We start from the raw sequence: 23,964 nt of genomic DNA, 5'->3' as shown, positions 1-23,964 counted from the left end.
TGCGCCGCCGTTGAAGTGCTGTCAAGCGACCGGCTGCGCCGCCCCCGGCTTGCCGGCCACTTCAGCGACGCGGCAAATCTCGTCGAAAGCGGGTCCGCGCGACGGGATGTCCGCGTGAAATACCTCGGCAATGACTCGCGTCCACCCGTAAATGAAGTAGGTCCAGCCATCTTCGACCTGAAGCTCGCGGGTTTTGGCCTGGGCGCGCGCCTGGTCCAGAAAGATCAGGTCGCCGCGATAGTTCAGATCCCATGCGATGGCCTGCCGCGGAAATACCGCGGCATCGCTCAAGGGCGAGCCGGGCGCATCCTTGCCGAGTCCGGTGGCATTGATGACGAGTGCACCGGGCGAAAGCCGCGAGAGAACCGCATCGTTGTCTTCCGGGTGCGGCGCGATCACGTATTCGCACGGTACGCCCAGGTCGAGTTCGCGATGGATCCGTTCGATCTCTTCCAGCCGTGCCGGGGAGCGGTTGGACACGATTACCTTCGACGGCCGGTCGGCGTCGCGGCTGGTTTGCATCAGGTGCCAGGTCAGCGCGATCGTTGAACCGCCGGCGCCCATCGAGAACACTTCTGCTCCGGTGCGCGCAAAGTGTCCGGGCGGAAGAAAGCCGTCGAGCGCAAAACCGGAAGTGATGGGATCTTTCGCATGACAAACGAACTTGCCGTCGCGTTTCGACAGGCAACTCGTCTCGCCCATCATCAGCGCGTGAGGATCGATTTCATCGAAAAGATCGTGGCACGCGGCGTACAGGTCGATCTTATGCGTCGTAACGAGTGCCCCGAGGGAGAGCGGGTCGTACTTCAGGAAGTCGACCGCATCGCGATACGCCTGTGCGCTCGAGTGGGGCTGGAAGTCGATGCCCTTGATCTCGACATCGCCAAGCCCGAGATGGCGGGCCCATGCGGGGAACACCCGCATGATCGAGCTCTGGGCGGTCGTGACGCCGATGAAGTAGAACGTGGGCGTGGTTGCCGGCTTATAGCTCATCGCGTCACCCCTTCTGTGGCCGCTGCGCGTTCAAGCAACGCGTCGATCTGCTGCTGCGAGCGTTTCTGATACAGCGGGTTGGCGACACTGCGCCACGAGCCGGCGCCGTCGTCGACGACGCGAAGCTTCATGCCATTCGATTTCTCGATGATGGCGTAGTCCTGTCCCGAGTCGGCCGGATAACAGAACAGCATGACGAAGTCCTCGTCGCCGAGGTTGACCGACCGGTGGATCCAGCGCGGTGGTACGTAGCAGGCCGTGTTCGCGCGAATCTCGATGACACGTGTTTCGCCATCGGGCGATTCCAGCAGCATCAGGCCATAGCCCTTGAGACCGAAATAGAGTTCCGGGCGGTCGATGTTCGCGTGAATATGACCGCGCGTCATGAAGTATTCGTCGCCGATCTTGCCGGGAGCCATGCGCGTCACGCCGGTGATGAGGTCGCCCGGATTGCTGCTGGGGCGGTGATCCGTGACTTCATAGACGATCTCGTTGCCTCGGCTTGCCGCTAGCGCGTCGAATGCGGCGGCGTCGGCGTACAGGCCCTTCAGATCCACCAGGCGTTTCTGGTAGCGCGAATCGGTACCGACCAGAAGGCCGGTTTCCAGATCCACGTCGAAAGAGCGCGGTTCAGGCCATTCCATCAGATGCATCCTCCTGATTGTGGTTTCCCGCGAGTCGCGGTAACGTTACTTTTAGTAATGATAACGTTTGTTTTTCGCAGATATATCCGGGTTTTCCCGGGATAAATCGCGCTGTACCTAAATATAATGATAGTGTTACTATCGTTTTCAATATGAGCAACTAAAGAAAATGTTGCTCCGGTTGCAACCATCGCGACGCTGGATGCGGTCCAGCCGGACGAGACGCTCCGCCGTCGCGAGCAACAAAGCAGGAGACATTCGATGCAAGTCAGCCCAGCGCCGGACGGCGCCACGGAGTCTGGAAAACACGCCGCCGTCGAGGCGTTGCGCGCGGCACTGGGTGCCGAAGTCGTGAGCCTGCCGGCGGAATTCGCCGGACGGAAAAACGCGGACTCGAGCCGCATGCCGTGCAACGAACCGCTGGCGCTGATACGCCCGAGAACTACCGAACACGTCGCGACCGCGCTGCGAATCTGTCACGCGCACGGACAGGCCGTCGTCACGCAGGGTGGCCTCACGGGTCTTGCCGGCGGCGCGTGCATGCTGGGAGGTGAAGTCGCGCTTAGCCTGGAGTTGATGAACGGCATCGAAAGCATCGATGCCGTCGGCGCAACCATGACCGTGCTGGCCGGCACGCCGCTGCAAACGGTGCAGGAAGCCGCCGACGAGGCGGGCTTCATGTTTCCGCTCGATCTGGGTGCGCGCGGCAGTTGCACGATTGGCGGCAATCTTGCGACCAACGCGGGCGGCAACCGCGTGATCAAGTACGGCATGATGCGCGAGCAGGTGCTCGACATTGAAGCCGTGTTGTCCGACGGCAGCGTGGTGGGCGGTCTGCGCAGAATGATCAAGAACAATACCGGCTACGATCTGCGCAATCTGTTGATCGGCAGCGAAGGCACGCTCGCGGTCATCACGCGCGCGGTGCTGCGCCTGAGGCCAAAACCGCGTGCGGTATCGACAGCGTGGTGCGGCCTGCCCGGCTACGACGCCGTTACGACGTTGCTGCGCCACGCACAGGAGCGGCTGCCTGCCGGCGTATCGGCCTTCGAGGTGATGTGGCCGGGTTACTACGATTTCGTTCTGTCGCGCTTGCCCGAATTGCGCGCGCCGCTCGAGGGTAAGCACGCGTACTACGTGCTGCTGGAGAGCAGCGGCGCCGATCCTGAACGACAGACGGCCGCGTTCGAAGAGTTTCTGGCCGACATGCTCGAAGCGGGGACGATCTCCGATGCGGCGATCGCCTCGTCCGACGCCCATGCTGCGGCTTTCTGGGCGATTCGCGATGCACCGGGCGAGTATGGGCGGCTGATTCCCGGGCGCGTCTCGTTTGACGTCAGTTTTCCGATCACCGATGTCGGCGTCGCCGCGCATCGCTGCGAGGCGCGACTGCGCGAACGGTGGCCGAACGCGACGATCCTCGTGTATGGCCATCTGGGCGACGGCAATCTTCACATCGTCGTGCAGGAGCCCGACTGGCCGTCGACCACCGCGGCCGAGGTCCAGCAGGTGGTCTACGGCGTGACCGGCGAGATGAACGGCTCGGTGTCGGCGGAGCACGGCATCGGCACGAAGAAACTGGGCGTGCTGGCGCTGTCGCGCACACCTGCCGAACTGACGGCGATGAGAGCCGTGAAGGCCGCGCTCGACCCGCTGAATCTCCTGAATCCAGGGAAGCTGCTGCCGGCATGACCGATTTGTTGTGGGCCGGTGGTTTTGCCGCCGGTGCAGGACGATTGCAGGACCGTTTGAACCGCGTAATAACCTAAAAAAGGAGGAGACATGACACGTCTCGTTAAGCATGTGATGTGTGGGATGGCGCTGGCTGTCGCGGGCGTGATGGCGACGAATCCGGCGTTTGCCGCCGACAAGATCAAGGTCGGGATCTCGATGAAGGTGCTCAACGCGCCGTACTTCGCAGCGGCGATGGAATCCGCGAAGGCGCGCGCCACCGAACTCGGCGAAGACGTGATCGTCGCCGATGCGCAGGGCAAGATGGGCAAGCAGATTTCGGACGTCGAGGATCTGGTCACGCGCGGCATCAAGGTGCTGATCATCGACCCGGCCGATCCCGAAGGTCTGGTGAACTCCGTGAACGCCGCAACGGCTGCGGGCGTGAAGGTCGTCGTAATCGACAGCACGCTCGATCCGAAAGCCAAGTATCTGACGCTCGTGCAGTCGTCGAATAGCGAGAACGGGGCGCTCGTCGGCTCGTGGGTCGTCGACAACATGGGCGACAAGCCGCTCAAGATTGCACTGATCTCCGGCGAGAAAGGCAACCCGGTCGGCAAGGAGCGTCGTGACGGCGTGATTCAGGGCATCGTCGAGGCGCAACTGGCCAAGACCGGCAAGGCCAACATCCAGATTGTCGGTCAGGGCTGGGGCAACTGGTCGGACGAAGGCGGCCTGAAGGCGATGGAAGACCTGCTGGTGGCGAACAAGGACATCAACATGGTCCTCGGCGAGAACGACAGCATGGTGCTCGGCGCACGCCGGGCGATCGAAAGCGCGGGCCGCCAGGGTATCACGCTGGTCGCCGCCGCCGACGGCCAGAAGGAAGCGCTCGCCCTGATCAAGGAGGGCAAGTATGGTGCGACGGCGTTGAACGATCCGGCGCTGGTGGCCCGCACCGCGGTCGACATCGGCGTAAAGGCGGCGCAGGGCCAGGTGACGAACGTGCCGAAGATTTCGTATACGCCGTCCGCTGTCATCTACAAGGGCAACGTCGACAAGTACTACAACCCCAAGGCGATTTTCTAGGCCGGGTGGGAACACTTGCATACGCGCCGGCCATCTCGGCGCGTATGCAAATCGGAGACTGTTCAATGATTCCGTTCATTGCCCTCAGCGGCATTGACAAGCGTTTTGGCGGCATTCACGCCATTGAGAACATCGACTTCGATGTCTTCAGTGGTGAGGTCCATGCGCTCGTCGGCGAAAATGGCGCGGGTAAATCGACTCTCATGCGAGTGATCGGTGGTGGCCATCAGCCGGATACGGGTGTGATTCGCATCGAGGGCCGCGAGATTGCGTTTCGCAATCCCCATGCGGCGCTTGCCGAAGGGATTGCGGTGATTCACCAGGAAACTGCACTGGCGCCCGATCTGTCGGTTGCGGAAAACGTGTTTCTCGGCACCCTGCCCGCCGTGATCGACTGGCGTACGTTGCGGACCAAGGCGCGCGAGCTGATCGCCAGTCTCGGTTTCGACATCGATCCGGCCGCGCTCGTCGGGACGATGTCGGCTGCACAATGCCAGGTGATTGAGATTGCCAAGGCGTTGAGCGGGCAGTTGAAGCTGCTGGTGCTCGACGAACCCACGGCCGCCCTCGCTCCATCGGATGCCGACCGCTTGCTCGAGATCGTGAGGGAGCTGCGCTCGCGCGGCGTCGGGATTGTCTATATATCGCACCGGCTCGAAGAAGTCTTTGCAATCGCCGACCGCATCACCGTGCTCAAGGACGGCAAACGTGTCGATACCGTCGTACCCGGGGCGATCACACGCGACGAACTGATTCGCAAGATGGTCGGCCGGCCGCTGTCCGTGCTGTTCCCGCAACGGCACGCGAGCATCGGCGACGAAGTCCTGAAAGTGTCCGGCCTCACGCGCGGCGAAGCGGTGCGCGATGTGTCGTTCACGCTACGGGCCGGCGAAGTCGTCGGTCTTGGCGGCTTGATCGGCTCCGGCCGAACCGAAGTCGCACGGCTGATTTTCGGCGCGGACATCCGGGACTCCGGCACGATTGAACTCAGGCAGAAGACCTTGAACGTCCGTTCGCCGATGGCGGCGGTACGCGCCGGGATCGGCTTCGTACCGGAGGATCGCAAGGGTCAGGGGGCGGTACTGTCGATGCCGATCCGCATCAATGCGACACTCGCCGCGCTGAAATCGGTGAGCGGCCCGCTGGGCTTTCTTGCCTTCGGCCGCGAGCGGGCCTATGTGACGAAACTGATGGAATCGCTGCGAATCAAGGCGCGTTCGATGGATGCCGACGTGTCCACGCTGTCCGGCGGCAACCAGCAGAAGGTGGTACTCGCCAAATGGTTCCATGCAGACGGCGACCTCATTATCCTCGACGAGCCGACGCGTGGCGTCGACGTCGGCGCGAAGGTCGAAATCTATACGCTCATCAACCAGTTGGCCGAACGCGGCAAGGCGGTACTCGTGATCTCGTCGGAACACCAGGAATTGATGGGTTTGTGCGACCGTATCCTCGTCATGGGAGATGGCCAGATCCGCGGCGAACTTGAACCCGGCGACTACAGCGAGGAGCGGATTCTGTCACTTTCGTTGCGCCGCGCCGAGAGCGAGGCCGGCACACTTTCACATGTATAAAGTTCGGAGACTCACATCATGAACCCCAGCGTTGTCACTTCGGATTCGCGTCGGGCGCAGTCCGGCCACTCACGCGTCAGACAATGGTGGTCGGTCGCGCGCCGTTTCAACACGGTGGCGATTCTAGTTGTCCTGATCATCGGAGCTTCATTCATCTCCGACGACTTCCTCTCGGTGGCGAACCTCTCCAACATCTCGCGCCAGGTTGCGGGAGTCGGCATCATGTCGGTGGGGATGCTGCTCGTCGTGTTGACGGGCGGTATCGATCTGTCGGTGGGCTCTGTTGCGGCGTTGGGCAGCGTGTTGTCCGCGATGTTGATCCCGGACCATGGACTGACTTTCGCGCTGATCGCTACGCTGCTTGTTGGTGGGCTATGCGGTCTTGCGTCGGGCGTTCTCGTCGCCTGGTGCCGGCTGACGCCGTTCGTCGTCACGCTGGCGATGATGACGGTTGCGCGCGGGATCGCCATGATTGTCGCAAACGGCTCGCCGGTACTCGTCGACGATTCCGGTCAGGCGCTTCTCGACTTCGGTCGTCATTCGTATCTCGGCATTCCAGGCCCGACCCTTGTCACGCTGGTGGTTTTCGTGATCGGCGGGGTCGCGCTGAACCGGATGCGTGCCGGCCGGGTAGTTCGCGCGATTGGGTCTAACGAGGAGGCGGTGCGCCTCTCCGGCGTGCCCGTTGCACGTCACGTGCTCGGGACGTACGTGAGCTCCGGACTGCTGGCCGCCATGGCGGGCATCATTTCCACTTCACGGGCGGGCGTCGGTGCGCCGACCGTGGGAGTCGGCGACGAATTGACGGTGATTGCCGCCGTCGTGATCGGCGGCGCCAGTCTTGCCGGCGGCAAGGGCGGCGTGCTCAATACGCTGATGGGTGTGCTGATTCTCGGTGTGATCGGCAACATCATGAACCTTGCGAGTGTGCCCGGGTATCACCAGCAGGTTGTCATGGGGATCATTATTGTCGTGGCGGTACTTTTGCAGCGGGGCGCACGCTTCTGGCGCCGCTGACTCTTCCGTTAAACTTCGTTTCTGGGGTTGGTCACTCTGGCGTCGCAGAGGCGCCCTGAATACTGAGCGAAGGAATACTGCGTGCCCGATTACAACATCCTCGAACTGATCGACCGCGCCCGTCCGAACCTTCGGCGCGGCAGCCGGCAGGTAGCCGACTACATTCTTGGGAATCTGAACGCCATCCCGGACATCAGCCTGGCGGATCTCGCGCGCCTGGCGCAGGTCAGCGAGCCAACCGTGCTGCGGTTTTGCTCGACGATCGGCTGCAGCGGTTTTCGGGAGTTCAAGATCCGGGTTGTGCAGAGTCTCGCGCTAGGCGCGCCCGCGGCCCATTCCGTGCTCAATGGTGACGACGATACCGAGACCATTGCAACCAAGATTTTCGATTACACCATCACCAGCCTCGACTGGGCGCGCAAGAAACTCGATTTCGCTGCGATCGGGCGGGCAGTCGATCTGTTATCGCAGGCAAAACGGATCGAGTTCTTCGGCTTTGGCGCCTCGGGGATTGTCGCTCTGGACGCGCAGCAGAAATTCCCGCTCTTTGGCGTGCCGTGTGTCGCGCATCAGGATTCGCATCAGCAGTTCATCGCGGCCTCGATGCTCAAGCCAGGGGACGCTGTCGTCGCAATCTCGAACACGGGCTCGACGCGCTCGCTTATCGAGGTGGCGCGCACGGCAAGGGAGCGTGGCGCGGGCGTGGTCGTCATCACTGGATCCAACAGCCCGCTCACGCGCTTTTCGGACGTCGCGGTGATTGCCGAAACCCTTGAGAATACGGATGTCTACACACCCACGACCTCGCGTCTGGCGGCGCTTGTCATTGTCGATATCCTTTCGACGAGCGTTGCGCTGCGCAAAGGCGAGCAGCATACGCTTGAAGTGCTCGATATGAAAAAGCATCTCGCCGACATGCGTTCGTCTGGAATGATCTAGTGTTCCGCTCCAGAGTTGCGGTTAATTCGTCATTCCCCCACGCACCGAAACCCCGCATAAACATACTGATAATGCGCCTGAAACCAGTTGCGAAACTCAGGCCGCAACATGCATTGCGCGGTGCGCGCCGAGCCGCCCTTCAGCACGTAGTGCTGCCCGTCGAAGAAATTGGCGGAGTACCCCAGGTAGAACGGAAACGGTTCGAAGCCAGGCAGCGCGTCGAATAGTGTCGAGGTCCATTCCCAACCGTTGCCGAACTGGCCTTCCACGCCGAACGTGCTGACGTTGTCCGGATGTGCGTCGACCGCCTGCGGATCCCAACTGCGAAAATCGAAGTTGCCCGAAGCCGCGTGCGGCGCACCGTGCGCGGCGCGTTGCCATTGCGCTTCGGTCGGCAGCGCTTTACCGGCCCAGCGGGCATACGCGCTGGCTTCCGCATGGCTGACGTACACCGGCCAATCGAGCGGCAAGGGGATTTCCTCGAACATCGTGCGCAGCATCCACTCGCCGTCGCCGTCGCGTTGCGACCAGCCGGCCGGCCGGGTGATCCGCTCGCTTTCCTTCCAGGCCCAGTCCTTGTCTTTCCACCATGCGCGCTGCCGGTAACCGCCGGCGAGCAGGAATTCCAGGTACGCGCCGTTCGTGACCATGTAGCGGTCAATCGCGAAGGCCGGCACATCGACACGCAGTTCGCCGAACTCGTTGTCCCAGCCGAAGCGTCCGCTATCGCGCGGCATGCCGAGCAGCGTGGGGCCGGCCGGCACCTGGACCATCCCGGTGTGATCGGGCGCGCTCGCACGAAGATCCTGGCGCGGAGCCGGGTTGTCGGCGCGGTCTTGAGCGTCACCGTGGTCAGGGGCGATCTTCTGCGCAAGCGGCAACTGATGCAGCATGTACGCGAGGGTCTCGGCGTGCATCAGGCGATGCTCGATGGCCACATGCAGCAACTGCTCGGCCGCGCCAACTGGCGCGCCTTCCGCTTGCGGCTGCCCGTCGATGCTCAATGCCGCCAGTTCGCGATCGATCTGCGTGCGTGCCTGCTGGCCGTATTCGCGCACGACGTCGAGCGACGGCCAGTCGCTGGGCACGTCGGTGGGCAGCTCGCCGTCGACGGGATCGATGCCGAACGCGAACAACTGGTCGAGCGGCGCATCGAAGGCGGGGAGCGAACACAGACGCTGATCGAACAGGTTGCGGTCGAATGCTTCGAGATGGCCGATGTAGAAGACGATCCGGTGACGCTCGCGGATCGGCCGTTCATACAGATACTCGGGTTTGACGATGGAGAAGAGGGCGTCGCTAATGTGACGCGCGTCGATCAGGCGCTGGACTAGCGGATGATGCGGGGCGGGGTCGCGATTCATATCGCCGGGTCTCCTTGAGGAGGACAGTTTGAAGACTGTACCTGCTCGCAGGACACATGCCAAGACGGCGGTTACGCCCCGGGGCGCAGATTCCCGCAGCACGGCTGGCCGCGCCGCGGGGCGCCACGTGGACTACACGTGGCGCAGACCTTCGAGGTCGACGATGCGGATGAACTTTCCTTGCGTGCCGATCAGGCCGCGCTTTTGAAAGCGTGACAGGGTGCGGCTCACCGTTTCGAGCGTGGTGCCGAGATAGCTGCCCATATCTTCACGCGTCATGCGCAGATTGAATTCCGCCGACGAATAGCCGCGTTTCGCGTTGCGCTCCGAGATATCGAGCAGGAACGCGGCGACCCGTTCTTCTGCCGACAGGGAGCCAAGCACCATCATCTGCGCGCTCTCACGGACGATCTGCTCGCCCATTAGCTTGTGCAACCGCTCCTGCATGGAGCCGATTTCGCGGCACAGATGCTTGAGCGCGACGTAGGGGATGATGCAGACGGTGCTGTCTTCCAGCGCGATCGCGCTGCTGGCGTGCTTGTCCTCGCTGATGCCGTCGAGACCGAGCGCCTCGCCCGCGAGGCGCAGGCCGGTGACCTGCTCGCGGCCGTCGCGGTGCGACATGGTGGTTTTGAGCGAGCCGGAGCGTACCGCATACAGATTCTCGAATGCGTCGCCGGCCCGGTAGAGCCTGTCGCCGCGCCGTACTGCGCGCGCGCTGCAGATCAACGCTTCGAGCTTCGGCAGCTCTTGGGCCGAGAGGCCTTGCGGCATGCACAGTGGACGCATCGCGCAACTGGAGCAGCGCGCGGCGCTGCGCGCGACGGGGCGCATGGGACGGGCGGGGACGACGGGAGCGCGGCGGGTTGCGGGCGGAGTGACGACGATGGGCGTAAGCATGGTGTACGACCGGTTGTAAGGAAGTTAAACCATTGTCCTCCTGTGGTTATCCGTTGTTTTGCGACAAAGTGACGCGTCACTGCGCCGCGCCTGTTTGCGCAGCGTCACAAGGCCGCGCAGTTGCATCCGGCCCCGGGAACACCGGGCCGCGCATGCCGTCACGGCGGCCCGGAATCATGCCGTTGCCTAAGCCGTGTGTTCCTGTCCGGCTGCCAATGGAATCAGCAGGACGGGCAGGGCCGCCTGCCGGACGCAGCGTTCGGCGACGCTGCCAAGGAACAGCCGCTGCACGCCGCGGCGCCCGTGCGTGCCCATCACCAGCAGATCGGCATTGAATGCGGCGGCGGCCTTCAGCACGACCGCTGCGACGTCGTCGAGCGAGGTCGCCTCGCCCACCGCCACTTCCCCCGCGACGTTGCGGGCACGCATGGCCTGATTCAGTTCGACGCCGAGTTGCTTGCCCTGTTCGACCAGTTGGTTGCGCAGGATAGAGGGGTCGTAGCCGGGCGCCTCGAAATACATAGGGGTGTTCTCGACAACGTAGAACGGCTGGAGCACGGCCCCCATCGAACTGGCCAGGCTCAGGGCGGCTTCGAAGGCGCGGCGGGAAGTGTTGCTGCCGTCGACCGCTACGAGGATACGTTTGTACATGGTTGGACTCCGCGTCGGAAGGATTCGGGACCGGCTGCGCCCAATGACGACTGATTCGGCGCTTCCTTAGACAACTGTTTGGGCAACCGATTGCTGGTGCCAGCTTAAAGGATGGCTGAAGAACCTACCTCTTCGTCAGGATGTAAATCAAATACTTGTCAAATTTATATAGATAGGGTCATATAGTCATTGCGCCGCCCAGCCGCCCTCAGCGGGTGTTTTTGAGGCCTTTGGGCCGATTTTTGCGCATCTGTGGCTCCTTGTTTGCCTTACAATCATGGCCTATTCAGACAAGCCAAACCTCCCAGCGAAGATGAACGAGCGCAAATCGACGGGCTTGCCCGACAAGATCTACGGCGACATCCTGAACCGCATACTCGAAGGCGAGTACAAGGAAGGGGAGCGCTTGCCTACCGAACACGCACTCGCCGAACGCTTTGAAACCTCGCGGCCCACCGTGCGCGAGGCGCTCGCCCGTTTGCGCGCCGACGGCATCATCATTACGCGCCACGGCTCAGGCACCACGGTCGCGCGCCGGCCGGATCCGGACGTGCGCCGCTTCGCGCCGCTCGAAACGCTCTCCGATATCCGTCGCTGCTACGAATTTCGCATCGTCACCGAAGCCGGCGCGGCTGAACTGGCGGCGCAGAAAGCCGAACCGGATGACGTCGCCGCCATCCAGCACGCGTGGGACGAACTGGAGCGCATCGTCGAAACCCAGGGGATCGGCGCGAAGGACGACTTCGCGTTTCACCTCGCGGTCGCGCGGGCCTCGAAGAATCCGTTTTTCATTACCGTGATGTCCTTCATCGAAGAGCAGATCGTCTTCAGCATGAACCTGTCGCGCAACCTCTCGCTGGTGAAGACGCTCGAGCGGCAGCGCCTGGTGCAGGCCGAGCACCTTGCGGTGCTCGAAGCGATCCGCCGCAAGGACGGTCCCGGTGCCGGGCATGCCATGCGTGCGCACCTAGAAAATGCGCTTGAGCGGATGTTCGGTTCCTGAGTTGTTCCCTTCCCCCGGGCCGCGCGAAACGCGGCCCGTTTTTTTAATCGGTCCAGCCTCGTGTCTGGCTTTCTCGCGCGCTGTGCCGCGTTGTCCGAAGTGAATCTTCCCCACCCCCTGCCTTTCCGCGATGCCTTGCTGGCGATGCTCGGCATCGCGCTCGTCAACATGCTGGTCGCGCTCGACCAGACCGTAGTCAGCACCGCCTTGCCGTCAATCGTGTCCGAGTTGCGCGGCTTCGAGTTCTACGCGTGGATCGCGAGCGCGTACCTGCTGGCCTCGGTGGTGACGGTGCCGGTATTCGGGCGGCTCGGCGACTATTTCGGCCGCAAGCGTTTCGTGCTGGCGGCGGTGATCGTCTTCACGGTGGCCTCGCTGTTGTGCGGAGTGGCGCCCAGCATGCCGTTTCTGGTGATGGCGCGCGGCCTGCAAGGCGTGGGCGGCGGCATGATGGTCGGCACCGCGTTCGCCTCGATTCCCGATCTGTTTCCCGATGCCCGCGCCCGGGTGCGCTGGCAGGTCATCATGGCGGCGGCGTACGGCATCGGTACGGCGGCGGGGCCGTCGCTCGGCGGCTGGCTGAGCCAGCAGTTCGGCTGGCGTTCGACCTTCCTCGTCAACCTGCCGGTCGGCGTGCTCGCGTTGTATTTCATCTGGGCGCATCTGCCGAATTACCGGCGTGCGGTGAGCGGTGCGGTGCGCATCGACTGGGCTGGGGCCGCGCTGGTGGCGCTGGTGTTGGGCGGCCTGCAGACGTTTATCGAAGCCGTGCCGAAGTCGGGTCTAACGACCGGCAACCTGCTGCTGGCGGCCGTGGTCGGCGTCGGCGCCGCCGTGCTGCTGATGTGCGAGCGCCGCGCGACGCACCCCATCATTCCGCTCGATCTGTTCCGCGACGGCCAGCTCGTGACGCTGTTCACGCTGTCGCTGCTATCGGGCTTCGTGATGTTCTCGCTGATCTTCTTCGCGCCGCTGCTGCTGCAAGGCGGCTTCGGCCTGACCCCGCAACAGGCTGGGCTGCTGGCCACGCCGATCGCCGCCTGCATCGCGCTTGGCAGCGTGATCAATACGCGCATCGTGATCCACTTGCCGAAGCCGACGCTGATTCTTTCGATTGGTTTCATGTTGCTGGTGGTCGCGTCGGTCGGCATTGCGCTCGCCACGCCGGCCACGCCGCATCTTTACCTCGAACTGGCGATGGGCGCCGTCGGTATCGGCCTCGGGTTCATTCTCAACAACCTGAACGTGTTCGGCCAGGAGATTGCCGGGCGCGAGCGCTTCGGCATCACGACTGCGCTGTTGCAGTCCACCCGGATGGTGGGCGGGATGCTCGGCACCAGCATCGTTGCGACGATCGTCAACCGGCGCTACGAAGCAGGAGTGGCCGACGCCCTGCGGGTGCTCGGCGAGCCGGTGGCCTCCAGATGGCTGCCGAAGTTGTCTGACCCGCGGATTCTGATCGACCCGAGCCTGCGCGATACCCTGCTCGGCGAACTGGGACGGGCGGGACTGGCTGGCCCGGCGCTAGTGGAAGCGGCGCGCCAGGTGCTGGTTCAGTCGATTCATATCGGCGTGGTTCTGACGGGTGTTGCCGCACTCGTAGCGGCTTTTGTCGTGCGCAGAATCTCGCATATCACTTTCAAGCGCAGCGGTAATTAAAAAGCGGCGTTTTTTACCTCTTTTCAAGGGCTGCTATCCGGCGGCCCGGAAATAATTTCTCGATTTTCCAGATTAAAAAACGCGCAAAAATCGCTATGCGTGTTGGGTCGGATTTGCACCTACCTACCTGGATAGGTGTGTGGTGGTTCAGGGTCAATCAAAATTCAGACAAATAACACCCAATCAACCTGAGAGATCTAACATGGAATTACTGGAAAATCATTGGAAAGCACCCGTCACCATTCAAAACCGCACGGTTGACGCTGCAGACGAGACGCCGGCCACGGTCGATCGCCACCTGATCATTGCTTACCGCAAAATGAAAAAGGAAAGCCAGCGGCGTTTCTGGGCACGCTTTGGCGTGACTCAATCGCGCGGCAGCCGGTTCGAGTCGGGCGCGGAAATTCCGCCGCCGGTTTCGATCCTGCTGGGGCTTTACTTCCTGAAGACGATTTCTGACGGCGATTTAGGGCGTGCCGAACGGGTGATTTACAGCCGCGATGCCGCTGCTTTGCTTAACCCGGGTCAATAAGACCCATTTGTGCAGCAATCACGGCCGCCGCGCGCCGCGAATTCACTCCGAATTTCGCTCTGATATTCTTGACGTGGAAGTTCACCGCAGCTTCCGAGCAACTGAGAATATGCGAAATTTCCCAGGTGGATTTGCCGCGCGCGGTCCATTTCAGGCATTCGCGCTCGCGCGGCGTCAATTGCGGCAGCAGGCTTTGCGCGTGCGAACGGAGATGGCGGCGGCTCGTGTCGATGACCAGATCGCGCAGCAGGACGAGCTTGGGCAGCACGCTGTCTATCTCCGTCCAGAACGCGTCGGTTGTGTTGAAGTTGTTGGCGAGACACAGCATGCCGGCTTCCTGATTCGGTCCGTGGATCGGCAGCGAAACGCCGGAACGCAGACCATGCAGGCAGGCCAGTTCGTACATCTCCTGCTGCTGGCGCGTCGAGAACAGTTCCGGCGACCAGATCAGCGGCGCAGCGCGCGTCAGGCAATGGCTCACGACCGGATCGATATGCATGAAACCGTGCGCTTCGTAACTCCGCCACCACGTTTGCGAGTACGTACTGCGCATGTAGGCATCTTCCAGGCGCATGCCGGGGCGCGGCAGCATCGCGATCAGAACCCGATCGAAACCCCAGGTGCCTGCAATGGTGGTGAGCGCGTCGAACCACGTCGCTTCGTCTGGGGCGTCCACCAGTGGCGACATTTGCTCATTAAAATGTAGCGACACTTTCGTTCTCTCAATCGCAGCGGCCCGGCCGCAGGTTTCGCCGACGCGAACTCGCGACCGGCATGGTGTTGGGCAGCAATTTATCACCGTTTATTACTAAGCGGCTCAAAATGCGAAGTCTGATGCTAGTTGTTCCGGTAGCCAGATTCTCTGCAACGGCGTAAAGACAGCAAAAATATCCTCAATGGGCCAACATTTGCCCAATCGGATGCTGACCAGCCCCGCGCTACTCAAGCAGGGCGGGCGTTGCTTGGCAGATGTCAAATCTGCGCCGCCGCAGACGATTTCCACTCGATTTAACCTCGGCGGGACGGGCTTGTGCGCTGGGCGGCGCCTCAATTGCATAGCGTGGGCATCGCCTATAAACCCTCCATTTTTCAATGAGGGCCAAATGATTTGCTACCGGAACCGCTCAGTCACAAGCGAAGCTTTGCCACAAAATTAATTGGCTGATCCGGTTAGAGGCGCTATTTTAACTTAATAGAGTCTTGATTCAGGCGGCTGAAATAACAATAAAGTTTTAGTTCTGCCTGTTTGATTAATTTGCTAATTGTTCCGCCTGGCCGATCGCAATGCGGCCTTGCCGTCCGGTTCTCAAATATCGAATCGAAATGGCGCCTCGATTGATCGTGCAGCGTTTTATATGTTGTCATACGAAAATCGATCGCTTCAAGAAATCAGAACGCCCCTTGCGCACGCTGCATCGCACCCGGGAAGCCGATGAATTCAAAGATTTCCTTTGCCTTTCTGGCGGCTGACTGGGCAGCCTGACTGGCGGGGCGCTCCCTAAATGTTGTTTGACAACATTGCTGGGCGGGTGCTACCTTGGCGTCAATTCTTCGATACCGTCTTGAGGTGCCATGAAAATCTCCCCCATCCACGAGAGCGAGTTCGCCTCGACCGTCATGGCCGTGCCGCCGCTGGCGCGCCGTGCCGACCTGTCGCTCGACGCGGCGGAAAACCAGAAGCTGATCCGACACATCGAAGCGGGCGGCGTGCGCACGCTGCTGTACGGCGGCAACGCAAACCTTTACCACGTGGCCGTGAGCGAATACCGCGAGCTGCTCGACATGCTTGCTGAAAGCGCAGGTCCGGAGACCCGCGTGATCCCGGCCATCGGTGCGGACTACGGCAAGATGCTCGATCAGGCCCGCATCCTCGCGCAGACCTCGTATCGCACGGCGATGGTGCTGCCGCTGGCCGGCTTTACGACCTCCGAAGGCGTCGAGGCGGGCCTCACGCGCATCGTCGACGCGGCCGGCATGCCGCTCACGCTGTACATCAAGAGCGAAAACTATGTGGACGTGGACACGCTTGCGCGGCTGGTGGAGCGTGGCACGCTGATCGCGGTCAAGTACGCGATCGTGCGCGAGAATCCCGCGGACGATGCCTATCTGCGCCGCCTGCTGCAAAGCGTGCCGGCCGCGAAGGTGGTGTCCGGCATGGGCGAGCGGCCGGCGCTGGTGCATCTGCGCGAGTTTGGCCTGGCGGCGTGGACGACCGGCTCGGGCTGTATTGCGTCGCATGCGGTGACGGCCATGCTGCAGGCCACCAAAGCGGGCAACCTGAGCGAGGCGCAGCGTATCTATGACGCCTTCATGCCGCTCGAAACCTTACGCGACGACATCTCGCTGATCCGCGTGCTGCACGATGCTGTTACATTCTCGGGCATTGCCGACATGGGGCATATGCTGCCGCTGCTCAGTTCGAGTCCGGCGGAGCATCATCCGAGTATCGACCAGGCCACCCAGGCGCTGCTCGCGTTCGAGCGGCAGTTTGCCGGCGCGGCAGTGTCACGTTAAAGGAATTTCACGATGCAGATCACTGGAGAGATGTTGCTTGGCGCATCCGCTGTACGCGGAGCCCGTGGCACGCTGTACGCGTTCGACCCGGCGCGCAATACGGAACTTGAACCGGCGTTCGGCGCAGGCGGCACGGCGGAAGTCGAACGCGCCTGCGAACTGGCGGCCCTGGCGTTCGACCCTTACCGTTACGCACCGCTCGAAACGCGCGGGCGTTTTCTCGAAGCGATTGCCGAAAATATCGTCGCACTCGGCGATGCGTTGATCGAGCGGGCGCATCTCGAATCGGCTTTGCCGAAAGCGCGTCTGGAAGGCGAACGCGGCCGCACGGTGGGGCAGCTCAAGCTGTTCGCCGCACTGGTGCGCGAGGGGCGCTGGCTGACCGCCACGCTCGATTCCGCGCTGCCCGAACGCAAGCCCCTGCCGCGTGCCGATCTGCGTCTGCAAAAGATTCCGGTCGGACCGGTGGCCGTGTTCGGCGCCAGCAATTTTCCGCTGGCCTTTTCCGTGGCCGGCGGCGATACGGCCTCGGCTCTGGCGGCAGGCTGCCCGGTTGTCGTCAAGGCGCACCCAGCGCATCTCGGGACCTCCGAACTGGTGGGACGCGCGATCCAGAAGGCGGTAGCCGACAGCGGCTTGCCCGAAGGCGTGTTTTCGCTCGTCATCGGCGCGGGCAACGAAATCGGCGAGGCGCTCGTGAAGCATCCGGCGATCAAGTCGGTGGGCTTTACCGGCTCGCGGCGCGGCGGTGTCGCGCTGGTCGAGATTGCCGCGAGGCGTCGTGAACCGATTCCCGTGTTCGCCGAAATGAGCAGCGTCAATCCGTTCTTCGTGTTGCCCGGCGCGTTGGCGAAGCGCGCCGAAGCGCTTGCGAACGGTTTCGTGGATTCGGTTACGCTTGGAGTCGGTCAGTTCTGCACGAACCCGGGTCTCGTGCTGGTGCTCGAAGGGCCGCACACCCGCGGCTTTATCGAAGCCGCCGCGAGCGCGCTTGCCGGCAAAGGCGCGCAGACTATGCTGACAGCGGGCATCGCGGCCGCCTATCAGGGCGGTGTGACGCAGCGCGCCCAGCTCAACGGCGTGCAAAGCCTGGCGCAAGGTGCGTCTTCGGAAGCGCATTGCGCGGCCTTGCCGGTGCTGTTCGAAACCACGGCGGCGCAGTTCCTCGCCACGGCGCCGCTCGAAGACGAAATCTTCGGGCCAACCTCGCTGATCGTCACCTGCGCGGACATCGCGGAGATGCTCAAGGTAGCCGAGCATCTCGAAGGCCAGTTGACCGCGACCCTGCAACTCGAAGCCGAAGACTATCCGCTGGCGCGGCAATTGCTGCCGACGCTCGAGCGCAAGGTGGGGCGGATTCTGGCGAACGGGTTCCCGACGGGCGTCGAAGTCTGTCACGCGATGGTGCATGGCGGCCCGTTCCCGGCCACCTCCGATGCGCGCGCAACCTCGGTTGGCGCGACGGCGATCGAGCGCTTCCTGCGGCCGGTCTGCTATCAGGACTTGCCGGCCGAACTGCTGCCGGAAGCACTGCACGACGACAATCCGCTCGAACTCTGGCGCTTGCGCGACGGTCAGTTCGTACGAGGCTGAGCATTGGGTGACCGCTTGCCACAGGGCCATGGTGAGTGGCAGGCTTTGGGTCTCGCACCCGTGCCCGTGGTGTGCAACGCACCGCGGGCAACAATCCACAAGCACCCGAAGGACAAGGCATGACCGACACCAACCGACGCTATCCCGACCCCGCCATTCGCATCCTCGATCCGCGCTTCAAAAACTTGCGCCTTGCCTCGGCTTCGGTCGAATGCCTGTATCAGGGCGCGCGCTGGTCGGAAGGACCGGTGTGGTTCGGCGACGGGCGCTACCTGTTGTGGAGCGACATCCCGAACAACCGCATCCTGCGCTGGGACGAACAAAGCGGGGCGGTCACGCCGTTTCGCCAGCCTTCGAACAACGCCAACGGCCATACGCGCGATCGCGAGGGGCGGCTCGTGAGTTGCGAGCATCTGACGCGCCGGGTCACGCGCACCGAGTACGACGGCTCGATCACCGTGCTGGCAGACCGGTACCGCGGCAAGCGTTTCAATTCGCCCAACGACGTGATTGTGAAGTCGGACGGCTCGATCTGGTTCAGCGATCCGACCTTCGGGATCGACGGCTTTTACGAAGGCGAGCAGCAGGAGCCGGAATTGCCGGCCTGCGTGTATCGCGTGGATGGGCAGAGCGGCGAGGTGTCGATGGTGATCGACGACGTGCTCGGACCCAATGGCCTCGCTTTCTCGCCCGATGAATCGATTCTGTATGTGGTCGAATCGCGCAGCGAGCCGCGCAAGATCCGCGCCTTCGACGTCACGGGCAACACGCTTTCGAACAACCGCGTGCTGATCGACGCGGGGCCGGGCACGCCGGACGGATTCCGGGTCGATATTCACGGCAACCTGTGGTGCGGCTGGGGCATGGGTACCGACGAACTCGATGGCGTACGCGTCTTCACGCCGCAAGGCGAAGCGATTGGCCATATCGCCTTGCCGGAGCGTTGTGCGAACGTCTGCTTCGGCGGCCGGCATCGCAACCGGTTGTTCATGGCAGCGAGCCACGGGCTGTATTCGCTGTATGTGAACACGCAGGGCGTGAAGGGTGGGTGACGCACACACAGCTTCGCGGCTGGTGTGCATCGGTATGTTCGCTGGCGCGTCTCAAGTTGCCTGACAAATTATCGGGGGCCCAGTCGGCAAGCCCAGCGTTGCCCTCGGGAATTCCCATCAAAGCTTTGTATCAGAAGGGTTCTGGCGAGACAGGCTGAAGCGGTTGGGTCATGCGGCGGCCTTGAATTTGCTTGACATCGACAGTGGGCGTTCGCTATGTTGCATTGAGAGACACGAACCGCCCGCATCGCGATTTGACCGGCGGACTTCCATACCAAGAAGCGAGGAGACGGAATGACTTTTTCTGGCAGCTTGTCAGTCAGGTTAGCGGGTATCTGCGTCGCGGTAGGGGTAGCTTTGGGGACGACCTTCGCGTCGCCGGCGTACGCCGATCCGGTCACGCTCAATATCGTCGATGTGGCGGGCGATCTCCAGTTGACGCAAAAAGGCTTCGAAGCGTTCAAGGCGAAGTACCCGAACCTCGTGGCGAACATCACTTACACCAACGCGCCTGCGCCGCAGTTGCCCGGCAAGATCAAGGCGATGCAGGCGGCCGGCCGCTCCGATATCGATCTGGTGCTGACCGGCACGGACGCGCTTGCTGCCGGCATCGAACAGAATCTGTGGACCAAACTGCTGCCGGATCAGGCGGCCAGCTTCCCGGGCCTGCTCGACAACTACGCACCCGGTCCGCGCAAGATGCAGGATCTGGCGCAGGGCTTCGGGCTCGAAGTGGCGTATATGCCGGCTGGGCCGTTGCTCGAGTACAACCCCGCGAAGGTCAGCGATCCGCCCAGGACGCCGGAGCAGTTGTTGCAGTGGTGCAAGGCGCATCCGAACAAGCTGATCTATGCGCGTCCGGCCAACTCCGGTCCGGGGCGCACGTTCCTGATGGGCCTGCCGTATGTGCTCGGCGACAAGGACCCGCGCGATCCGATTCACGGCTGGGACAAGACCTGGGCGTTCCTCAAGCAACTGAACGATTGCGTGCCGTATTACCCCGGTGGTACGTCGGCGGTGATGAAGGAGCTGGGCGAAGGCACCCGCGACATGACGGTCACGGTGACGGGCTGGGATATCAACCCGCGCGCGCTCGGGATCGTGCCGGCCGATTTCCGCGTGCAGGGCCTGGACAACATGACGTGGGTCAACGACGCGCACTATATGGTGATCCCGAAGGGCGTGCCGAAAGAGAAGCTCGACATTCTCTACAAGCTGATGAATTTCATGCTGCAACCGGCGCAGCAGGCGCTGACCTATGACGATGGCTATTTCTATCCCGGGCCGGCAATCAAGGGCGTGACCGTCGATCAGGCGCCGGCGCATAGCCAGGAAGTCCTGAAGAAGTACGGGCGGCCGGAATACACGCAAATGCTGGCCGCGCATCCGCACGTGCTGCCGCTCGATGCCGCTGCGATGGTCGCCGCGTTCCAGAAGTGGGACCGCGATATCGGCGCGCAGAAGAGTCAGTAGCCGGGGGCAGGGTGCTGATGATCCGCGCGGCGGTGCTTGAAGCGCGATGAAGCGCCGACAGTATCAGCTTTGCGTGGGATTGGAGTAAACGCTAAGGCGCCAACTCTGGCCGACACGCCAACTCCAGGCGACGGCTTTGGATGGGATCGGAGTAAGTGCTAAAGCGCCAACTCCGATCGACAGGAACCCGCCATGAAACCTCATTTTGAGCAGTTGCGTCTCGACTCGGTGAGCCGCAGTTTTACCAGTGCCGAGGGCCACGCCGTGGCCGCGCTGCAGGGTCTCGACCTGGACATCCGGCGTGGCGAATTCATCGCATTGCTCGGGCCGTCAGGCTGCGGCAAGTCGACAGCGCTCAACTGCATTGCGGGCTTGCAGCCGCTCACCGGCGGCGGCATCTGGCTCGACGACACGCGCATCGACGTCCTGCCACCCGAAAAGCGCGGCTTCGGCATGGTGTTCCAGAACTACGCGCTGTTTCCACACATGAGCGTGCTCGACAACGTCGGCTTCGGTCTGAAGATGCGCGGCGTCGCGCGCAGCGAAGCGGTCCGCCGCGCCCGCGAGGCCTTGCAGCTCGTGCAACTGGTCGGGCATGAACGCAAGCTGCCGGGCCAGTTGTCCGGCGGCCAGCAGCAGCGTGTGGCGATTGCGCGGGCCATTGTGATCGAACCGCCGCTCGTGCTGATGGATGAGCCACTGTCGAATCTGGATACGAAGCTGCGCATCGAAATGCGCGCGGAGATTCGCCGCATCCATAGCCAGCTCGAACGCGCGACGATCTACGTGACGCACGACCAGGACGAAGCGCTGTCGATGGCCGATCGCATCGTCGTGATGAAAGAAGGCGTCGTGCAACAGGTGGCCACACCGAAGGAAGTCTATGGGCGGCCGAAGAACCTGCATGTCGCGCGTTTTATGGGTTATCGCAATGTGATCGGCTTCACGCTCGAGGGGATGCAAGGCGACGCCGTGGCGGTAAGCGCAAACGGTGTGCGTCTGCTGGGCATGCCGATGCACGGGTTTAACGGCAAACGTGTGAGCGTGGCGCTGCGTCCGGAAGATATGGAGCGCAGCACGCCGGGCGCGGAAAACGCATTCGACGCTGAAGTGATCACGGTCGAATACGGCGGGCGCGATTCGCTGATTCGTGTGAAGTCCGCGTTCGGCGAACTGTGGGCACGCGTGGCGGGCGAGTTCGCGGTGGGCGAACGCATGACGCTGCGTGTGCCGCCCTCGCGCACGCTGGTGTACGACGGTGATGCATCATGAGCGCCGGTACGTTGTCGCCGCCGCTCGCTCCGCGCGACGCCAAGGGCTGGCTGGTTGCGCCTGCGCTGATCTTTATCGTCGCGCTGTTCATTTATCCGTTTGCGTATGGGCTGGTGCTGTCGTTCCAGCCGATGAACGGCGGTGGGCTGTGGGCGAACTACGTGTCGTTCTTCACCGATACGTCGATGTGGCCGACCATTCTAGTCACCTTGAAGCTCGCGGTGCCGGCGACGCTGATCAACGTCGGTGTGTCGATTCCGGTGGCCTTTGCGTTGCGCCGCAACTCGCCGTATCAGAAGCTCGTCACCACGCTACTGGTGATTCCCGTCACGTTGGGCACGGTGCTGATTGCCGACGGCATGCTCACGTATTTCGGTCCGCACGGCTGGTTTCCGCAGGCTTTGCAGGGCTTGCATCTGTACACCGACGAAGTGCGGCTCACGCACAATTACTCGGGTGTCCTGATTTCGCTGATCGTGTCGGGCTTTCCGTTTGCGTTCCTGCTGACCTTGTCGTACGTGACGGGGATCGACCCAACCCTGGCCAGCGCCGCCGCCACGCTCGGCGCAAGTCCGTGGCAGCAGTTTCTGCGCATCTACCTGCCGTTGCTGGTGCCTGGGTTGACGATGGCGGCGTGCCTGTCGTTCGTACAGGCCTTCTCGGTGTTTCCGTCGGCGGTGCTGCTCGGCGCACCTGCGGGACCGACGCGTGTCATGTCGATTGCCGCAGCCGAGGCCGCGTTTGAAAACTACGACTACTCGCTCGCCTCGGCCATCGCCATGGTGATGGGCTTCGTGCAACTGCTGGTGGTGGCCGGCATGCTCGGTGCGCGCCGTTTCTTCTACAGCGGTCCGGTGACGGGAGGGAAGGGGTGATGACAAGCGATCGTCACGTCACGCCAGCCTGGCCCACATCCGCCAAATCGCAGACGCAGGCCCAGTCCGGCGAGCGCGAAGGCGATAGTGCGGGCCGCAATCGCGGCGTGCAACCGGAGCGGGCCGTCAAGCAGCGCACGGCGCTTGTCGAACGCGTCTGGAAAGTGCTGGTGTGGGGCGCGATGGTGTTTTTCCTTGTCAACGTCGTGCTTTTGATCGCGACGGTGGCGGTCAACTCGGTGGGCACGCGCTGGTTCGGCACGCTGTTGCCGCAAGGCTTTACGCTTCACTGGTACGCGCAGGCATGGAGCGACTTCCAGTTGGCGAGCGTGCTATGGGTCACGGTCGAAGTGGTCGGCGCGGTGGTGATCCTGTCGATCCTGCTCGGCGTGCCTGCCGCGTATGCGCTGGCGCGCGTGCAGTTCCCCGGCAAACGCTTCGCCGTGCTGGTGTTCCTGCTGCCGCTGATGGTGCCGCCGGTCACCTACGGCATTCCGATGGCGACCGTGATGTACAAGGTGGGTCTCGCCGGCACGCTGTCCGGTGTGATTCTCGCGAACCTCGTGCCCGCGCTGCCGTTCGTGATTCTGGTCATGACACCGTTCATCGAGCAGATCGATCCGAACCTCGAGGCCGCGGCGCGCATCTTCGGCGCCAATACGTTTCGCTATTTCCGCTATGTGCTGCTGCCGCTGCTGGTGCCCGGCATGCTGGCTGCGGGTTTGCTCGTGCTGGTGCGCACCATCGGCATGTTCGAGTTGACCTTCTTCACGGCCGGACCCGGCACGCAGACGCTGGTGGTCGCGCTGTACTACGCGGTGTTTTCGACCGGCGTGCGCGCGCCGCAATCGATCGATGCAATGGCGATGATCTATATGGCAATCACGTTGGTGTGGGTGCTGATCGCACTGCAATTCGTGAGCCCGACGCAGATCGTTTCACGTGTGAAGGAACAGAAGCGCTGAGCCGGACGAGCGGTCAGCGTGTTGATTAACGGGCTTTGTAGCCAGGACTGAAGCTGGAGAGCGTGTTGTGACCAAGAGAAAGACCCCAGAAGAATTGCGCAGCCACCGCTGGTATGGCGTAAACGACCTGCGCTCGTTCGGCCACCGCTCGCGCACGGCGCAGATGGGCTATAGCCGCGAGGAG

General features: G+C 62.7%; 22 protein-coding genes. 16 read left to right on the top strand and 6 right to left on the bottom strand.

The annotated features are described in order from the left end of the window. Positions 1-21 precede the first annotated feature (21 nt). Positions 22-993 carry a shikimate dehydrogenase family protein gene (locus AC1ECK_RS30910; protein WP_480326088.1) on the bottom strand — a complete coding sequence of 324 codons (972 nt, stop codon included), beginning with the start codon at positions 991-993 and terminating at the stop codon, positions 22-24. Beyond that, a complete protein-coding gene (locus AC1ECK_RS30905; protein ID WP_480326086.1) occupies positions 990-1,637 on the bottom strand; it encodes a glucose-6-phosphate isomerase in 648 nt (215 codons plus the stop codon). Before AC1ECK_RS30905 ends, AC1ECK_RS30910 begins: the two co-directional genes overlap by 4 nt. Positions 1,638-1,898: 261 nt before the next feature. Between AC1ECK_RS30905 and AC1ECK_RS30900 the strand changes: the two genes are divergently transcribed. From AC1ECK_RS30900 to AC1ECK_RS30880, 5 genes are all read left to right on the top strand, one after another. Next, positions 1,899-3,329, top strand: a complete 1,431-nt coding sequence (locus AC1ECK_RS30900) for an FAD-binding oxidoreductase (protein ID WP_480326085.1) — start codon at positions 1,899-1,901, stop codon at positions 3,327-3,329. A gap of 90 nt (positions 3,330-3,419) precedes the next feature. Beyond that, entirely contained in the window at positions 3,420-4,397 is a 978-nt protein-coding gene (locus AC1ECK_RS30895; protein WP_480326083.1) for a sugar ABC transporter substrate-binding protein, read from the top strand. 65 nt (positions 4,398-4,462) lie between these two features. Then, positions 4,463-5,971, top strand: a complete 1,509-nt coding sequence (locus AC1ECK_RS30890) for a sugar ABC transporter ATP-binding protein (RefSeq protein ID WP_480326081.1) — start codon at positions 4,463-4,465, stop codon at positions 5,969-5,971. A gap of 18 nt (positions 5,972-5,989) precedes the next feature. Next, positions 5,990-6,988, top strand: a complete 999-nt coding sequence (locus tag AC1ECK_RS30885; protein WP_480326079.1) for an ABC transporter permease — start codon at positions 5,990-5,992, stop codon at positions 6,986-6,988. An 81-nt stretch (positions 6,989-7,069) separates the two neighbouring features. Then, on the top strand, positions 7,070-7,927 hold the full coding sequence (locus AC1ECK_RS30880) for an SIS domain-containing protein (protein WP_480326077.1): 858 nt from the start codon (positions 7,070-7,072) through the stop codon (positions 7,925-7,927). Between the two features lie 29 nt (positions 7,928-7,956). Here AC1ECK_RS30880 and AC1ECK_RS30875 read toward each other — a convergent pair whose 3' ends face one another. Next, complete coding sequence (locus AC1ECK_RS30875; RefSeq protein WP_480326075.1) at positions 7,957-9,291, bottom strand: SUMF1/EgtB/PvdO family nonheme iron enzyme; 1,335 nt, start codon at positions 9,289-9,291, stop codon at positions 7,957-7,959. 132 nt (positions 9,292-9,423) lie between these two features. Then, positions 9,424-10,080, bottom strand: coding sequence for a helix-turn-helix domain-containing protein (locus tag AC1ECK_RS30870; RefSeq protein ID WP_480326073.1), 657 nt, complete (start codon positions 10,078-10,080; stop codon positions 9,424-9,426). On the opposite strand from AC1ECK_RS30870, the gene AC1ECK_RS30865 reads away from it, so the two are divergent. Next, positions 10,064-10,210, top strand: coding sequence for a hypothetical protein (locus AC1ECK_RS30865; RefSeq protein ID WP_480326071.1), 147 nt, complete (start codon positions 10,064-10,066; stop codon positions 10,208-10,210). The genes AC1ECK_RS30870 and AC1ECK_RS30865 overlap by 17 nt on opposite strands. 167 nt (positions 10,211-10,377) lie before the next feature. Here the strand turns inward: AC1ECK_RS30865 and AC1ECK_RS30860 are convergent, their stop codons facing one another. Further along, the gene (locus AC1ECK_RS30860) at positions 10,378-10,842 is read right to left on the bottom strand and encodes a universal stress protein (RefSeq protein ID WP_480326069.1); all 465 of its coding nucleotides are present in this window, start codon (positions 10,840-10,842) and stop codon (positions 10,378-10,380) included. Between the two features lie 313 nt (positions 10,843-11,155). Between AC1ECK_RS30860 and AC1ECK_RS30855 the strand changes: the two genes are divergently transcribed. The 3 genes from AC1ECK_RS30855 to AC1ECK_RS30845 all read left to right on the top strand — a co-directional run bounded on the left by AC1ECK_RS30855 (position 11,156) and on the right by AC1ECK_RS30845 (position 14,036). After that, the gene (locus AC1ECK_RS30855) at positions 11,156-11,845 is read left to right on the top strand and encodes a FadR/GntR family transcriptional regulator (RefSeq protein ID WP_480326067.1); all 690 of its coding nucleotides are present in this window, start codon (positions 11,156-11,158) and stop codon (positions 11,843-11,845) included. A gap of 144 nt (positions 11,846-11,989) precedes the next feature. Further along, entirely contained in the window at positions 11,990-13,504 is a 1,515-nt protein-coding gene (locus AC1ECK_RS30850) for an MFS transporter (RefSeq protein WP_480326220.1), read from the top strand. Positions 13,505-13,706: 202 nt separating this feature from the next. Then, the gene (locus AC1ECK_RS30845) at positions 13,707-14,036 is read left to right on the top strand and encodes a helix-turn-helix domain-containing protein (protein ID WP_480326065.1); all 330 of its coding nucleotides are present in this window, start codon (positions 13,707-13,709) and stop codon (positions 14,034-14,036) included. Here the strand turns inward: AC1ECK_RS30845 and AC1ECK_RS30840 are convergent. Beyond that, positions 14,020-14,724 carry a helix-turn-helix transcriptional regulator gene (locus AC1ECK_RS30840; RefSeq protein WP_480326063.1) on the bottom strand — a complete coding sequence of 235 codons (705 nt, stop codon included), beginning with the start codon at positions 14,722-14,724 and terminating at the stop codon, positions 14,020-14,022. The genes AC1ECK_RS30845 and AC1ECK_RS30840 overlap by 17 nt on opposite strands. Before the next feature lie 884 nt (positions 14,725-15,608). On the opposite strand from AC1ECK_RS30840, the gene AC1ECK_RS30835 reads away from it, so the two are divergent. The 7 genes from AC1ECK_RS30835 to AC1ECK_RS30805 all read left to right on the top strand — a co-directional run bounded on the left by AC1ECK_RS30835 (position 15,609) and on the right by AC1ECK_RS30805 (position 23,780). After that, positions 15,609-16,550 carry a dihydrodipicolinate synthase family protein gene (locus AC1ECK_RS30835; protein ID WP_480326062.1) on the top strand — a complete coding sequence of 314 codons (942 nt, stop codon included), beginning with the start codon at positions 15,609-15,611 and terminating at the stop codon, positions 16,548-16,550. A 12-nt stretch (positions 16,551-16,562) separates the two neighbouring features. Beyond that, positions 16,563-18,143 (top strand): aldehyde dehydrogenase (NADP(+)), encoded by a 1,581-nt coding sequence (locus AC1ECK_RS30830; protein WP_480326060.1) that lies wholly within the window; start codon positions 16,563-16,565, stop codon positions 18,141-18,143. A gap of 119 nt (positions 18,144-18,262) precedes the next feature. Continuing rightward, the gene (locus AC1ECK_RS30825) at positions 18,263-19,195 is read left to right on the top strand and encodes an SMP-30/gluconolactonase/LRE family protein (RefSeq protein ID WP_480326058.1); all 933 of its coding nucleotides are present in this window, start codon (positions 18,263-18,265) and stop codon (positions 19,193-19,195) included. A 294-nt stretch (positions 19,196-19,489) separates the two neighbouring features. After that, positions 19,490-20,668 (top strand): extracellular solute-binding protein, encoded by a 1,179-nt coding sequence (locus tag AC1ECK_RS30820; RefSeq protein WP_480326056.1) that lies wholly within the window; start codon positions 19,490-19,492, stop codon positions 20,666-20,668. Between the two features lie 192 nt (positions 20,669-20,860). Continuing rightward, positions 20,861-21,940 (top strand): ABC transporter ATP-binding protein, encoded by a 1,080-nt coding sequence (locus tag AC1ECK_RS30815; protein ID WP_480326055.1) that lies wholly within the window; start codon positions 20,861-20,863, stop codon positions 21,938-21,940. After that, positions 21,937-22,815, top strand: coding sequence for an ABC transporter permease (locus AC1ECK_RS30810; protein ID WP_480326053.1), 879 nt, complete (start codon positions 21,937-21,939; stop codon positions 22,813-22,815). Before AC1ECK_RS30815 ends, AC1ECK_RS30810 begins: the two co-directional genes overlap by 4 nt. Next, positions 22,815-23,780, top strand: a complete 966-nt coding sequence (locus AC1ECK_RS30805) for an ABC transporter permease (protein WP_480326051.1) — start codon at positions 22,815-22,817, stop codon at positions 23,778-23,780. The genes AC1ECK_RS30810 and AC1ECK_RS30805 overlap by 1 nt, the downstream gene beginning before the upstream one ends. Positions 23,781-23,964: the final 184 nt, after the last annotated feature.

Source organism: Paraburkholderia sp. SSBN10T (genome assembly GCF_056619545.1).
This window is presented reverse-complemented; position numbering and strand designations above follow the sequence as displayed.

Coding starts and splice junctions, on each gene's coding strand:
- AC1ECK_RS30910 (WP_480326088.1), bottom strand. CDS start 993: ATGAGCTATAAGCCGGCAACCACGCCCACGTTCTACTTCATCGGCGTC.
- AC1ECK_RS30905 (WP_480326086.1), bottom strand. CDS start 1,637: ATGGAATGGCCTGAACCGCGCTCTTTCGACGTGGATCTGGAAACCGGC.
- AC1ECK_RS30900 (WP_480326085.1), top strand. CDS start 1,899: ATGCAAGTCAGCCCAGCGCCGGACGGCGCCACGGAGTCTGGAAAACAC.
- AC1ECK_RS30895 (WP_480326083.1), top strand. CDS start 3,420: ATGACACGTCTCGTTAAGCATGTGATGTGTGGGATGGCGCTGGCTGTC.
- AC1ECK_RS30890 (WP_480326081.1), top strand. CDS start 4,463: ATGATTCCGTTCATTGCCCTCAGCGGCATTGACAAGCGTTTTGGCGGC.
- AC1ECK_RS30885 (WP_480326079.1), top strand. CDS start 5,990: ATGAACCCCAGCGTTGTCACTTCGGATTCGCGTCGGGCGCAGTCCGGC.
- AC1ECK_RS30875 (WP_480326075.1), bottom strand. CDS start 9,291: ATGAATCGCGACCCCGCCCCGCATCATCCGCTAGTCCAGCGCCTGATC.
- AC1ECK_RS30865 (WP_480326071.1), top strand. CDS start 10,064: ATGCACAGTGGACGCATCGCGCAACTGGAGCAGCGCGCGGCGCTGCGC.
- AC1ECK_RS30870 (WP_480326073.1), bottom strand. CDS start 10,080: ATGCGTCCACTGTGCATGCCGCAAGGCCTCTCGGCCCAAGAGCTGCCG.
- AC1ECK_RS30860 (WP_480326069.1), bottom strand. CDS start 10,842: ATGTACAAACGTATCCTCGTAGCGGTCGACGGCAGCAACACTTCCCGC.
- AC1ECK_RS30855 (WP_480326067.1), top strand. CDS start 11,156: ATGAACGAGCGCAAATCGACGGGCTTGCCCGACAAGATCTACGGCGAC.
- AC1ECK_RS30850 (WP_480326220.1), top strand. CDS start 11,990: ATGCTCGGCATCGCGCTCGTCAACATGCTGGTCGCGCTCGACCAGACC.
- AC1ECK_RS30845 (WP_480326065.1), top strand. CDS start 13,707: ATGGAATTACTGGAAAATCATTGGAAAGCACCCGTCACCATTCAAAAC.
- AC1ECK_RS30840 (WP_480326063.1), bottom strand. CDS start 14,724: ATGTCGCCACTGGTGGACGCCCCAGACGAAGCGACGTGGTTCGACGCG.
- AC1ECK_RS30835 (WP_480326062.1), top strand. CDS start 15,609: ATGAAAATCTCCCCCATCCACGAGAGCGAGTTCGCCTCGACCGTCATG.
- AC1ECK_RS30830 (WP_480326060.1), top strand. CDS start 16,563: ATGCAGATCACTGGAGAGATGTTGCTTGGCGCATCCGCTGTACGCGGA.
- AC1ECK_RS30825 (WP_480326058.1), top strand. CDS start 18,263: ATGACCGACACCAACCGACGCTATCCCGACCCCGCCATTCGCATCCTC.
- AC1ECK_RS30820 (WP_480326056.1), top strand. CDS start 19,490: ATGACTTTTTCTGGCAGCTTGTCAGTCAGGTTAGCGGGTATCTGCGTC.
- AC1ECK_RS30815 (WP_480326055.1), top strand. CDS start 20,861: ATGAAACCTCATTTTGAGCAGTTGCGTCTCGACTCGGTGAGCCGCAGT.
- AC1ECK_RS30810 (WP_480326053.1), top strand. CDS start 21,937: ATGAGCGCCGGTACGTTGTCGCCGCCGCTCGCTCCGCGCGACGCCAAG.
- AC1ECK_RS30805 (WP_480326051.1), top strand. CDS start 22,815: ATGACAAGCGATCGTCACGTCACGCCAGCCTGGCCCACATCCGCCAAA.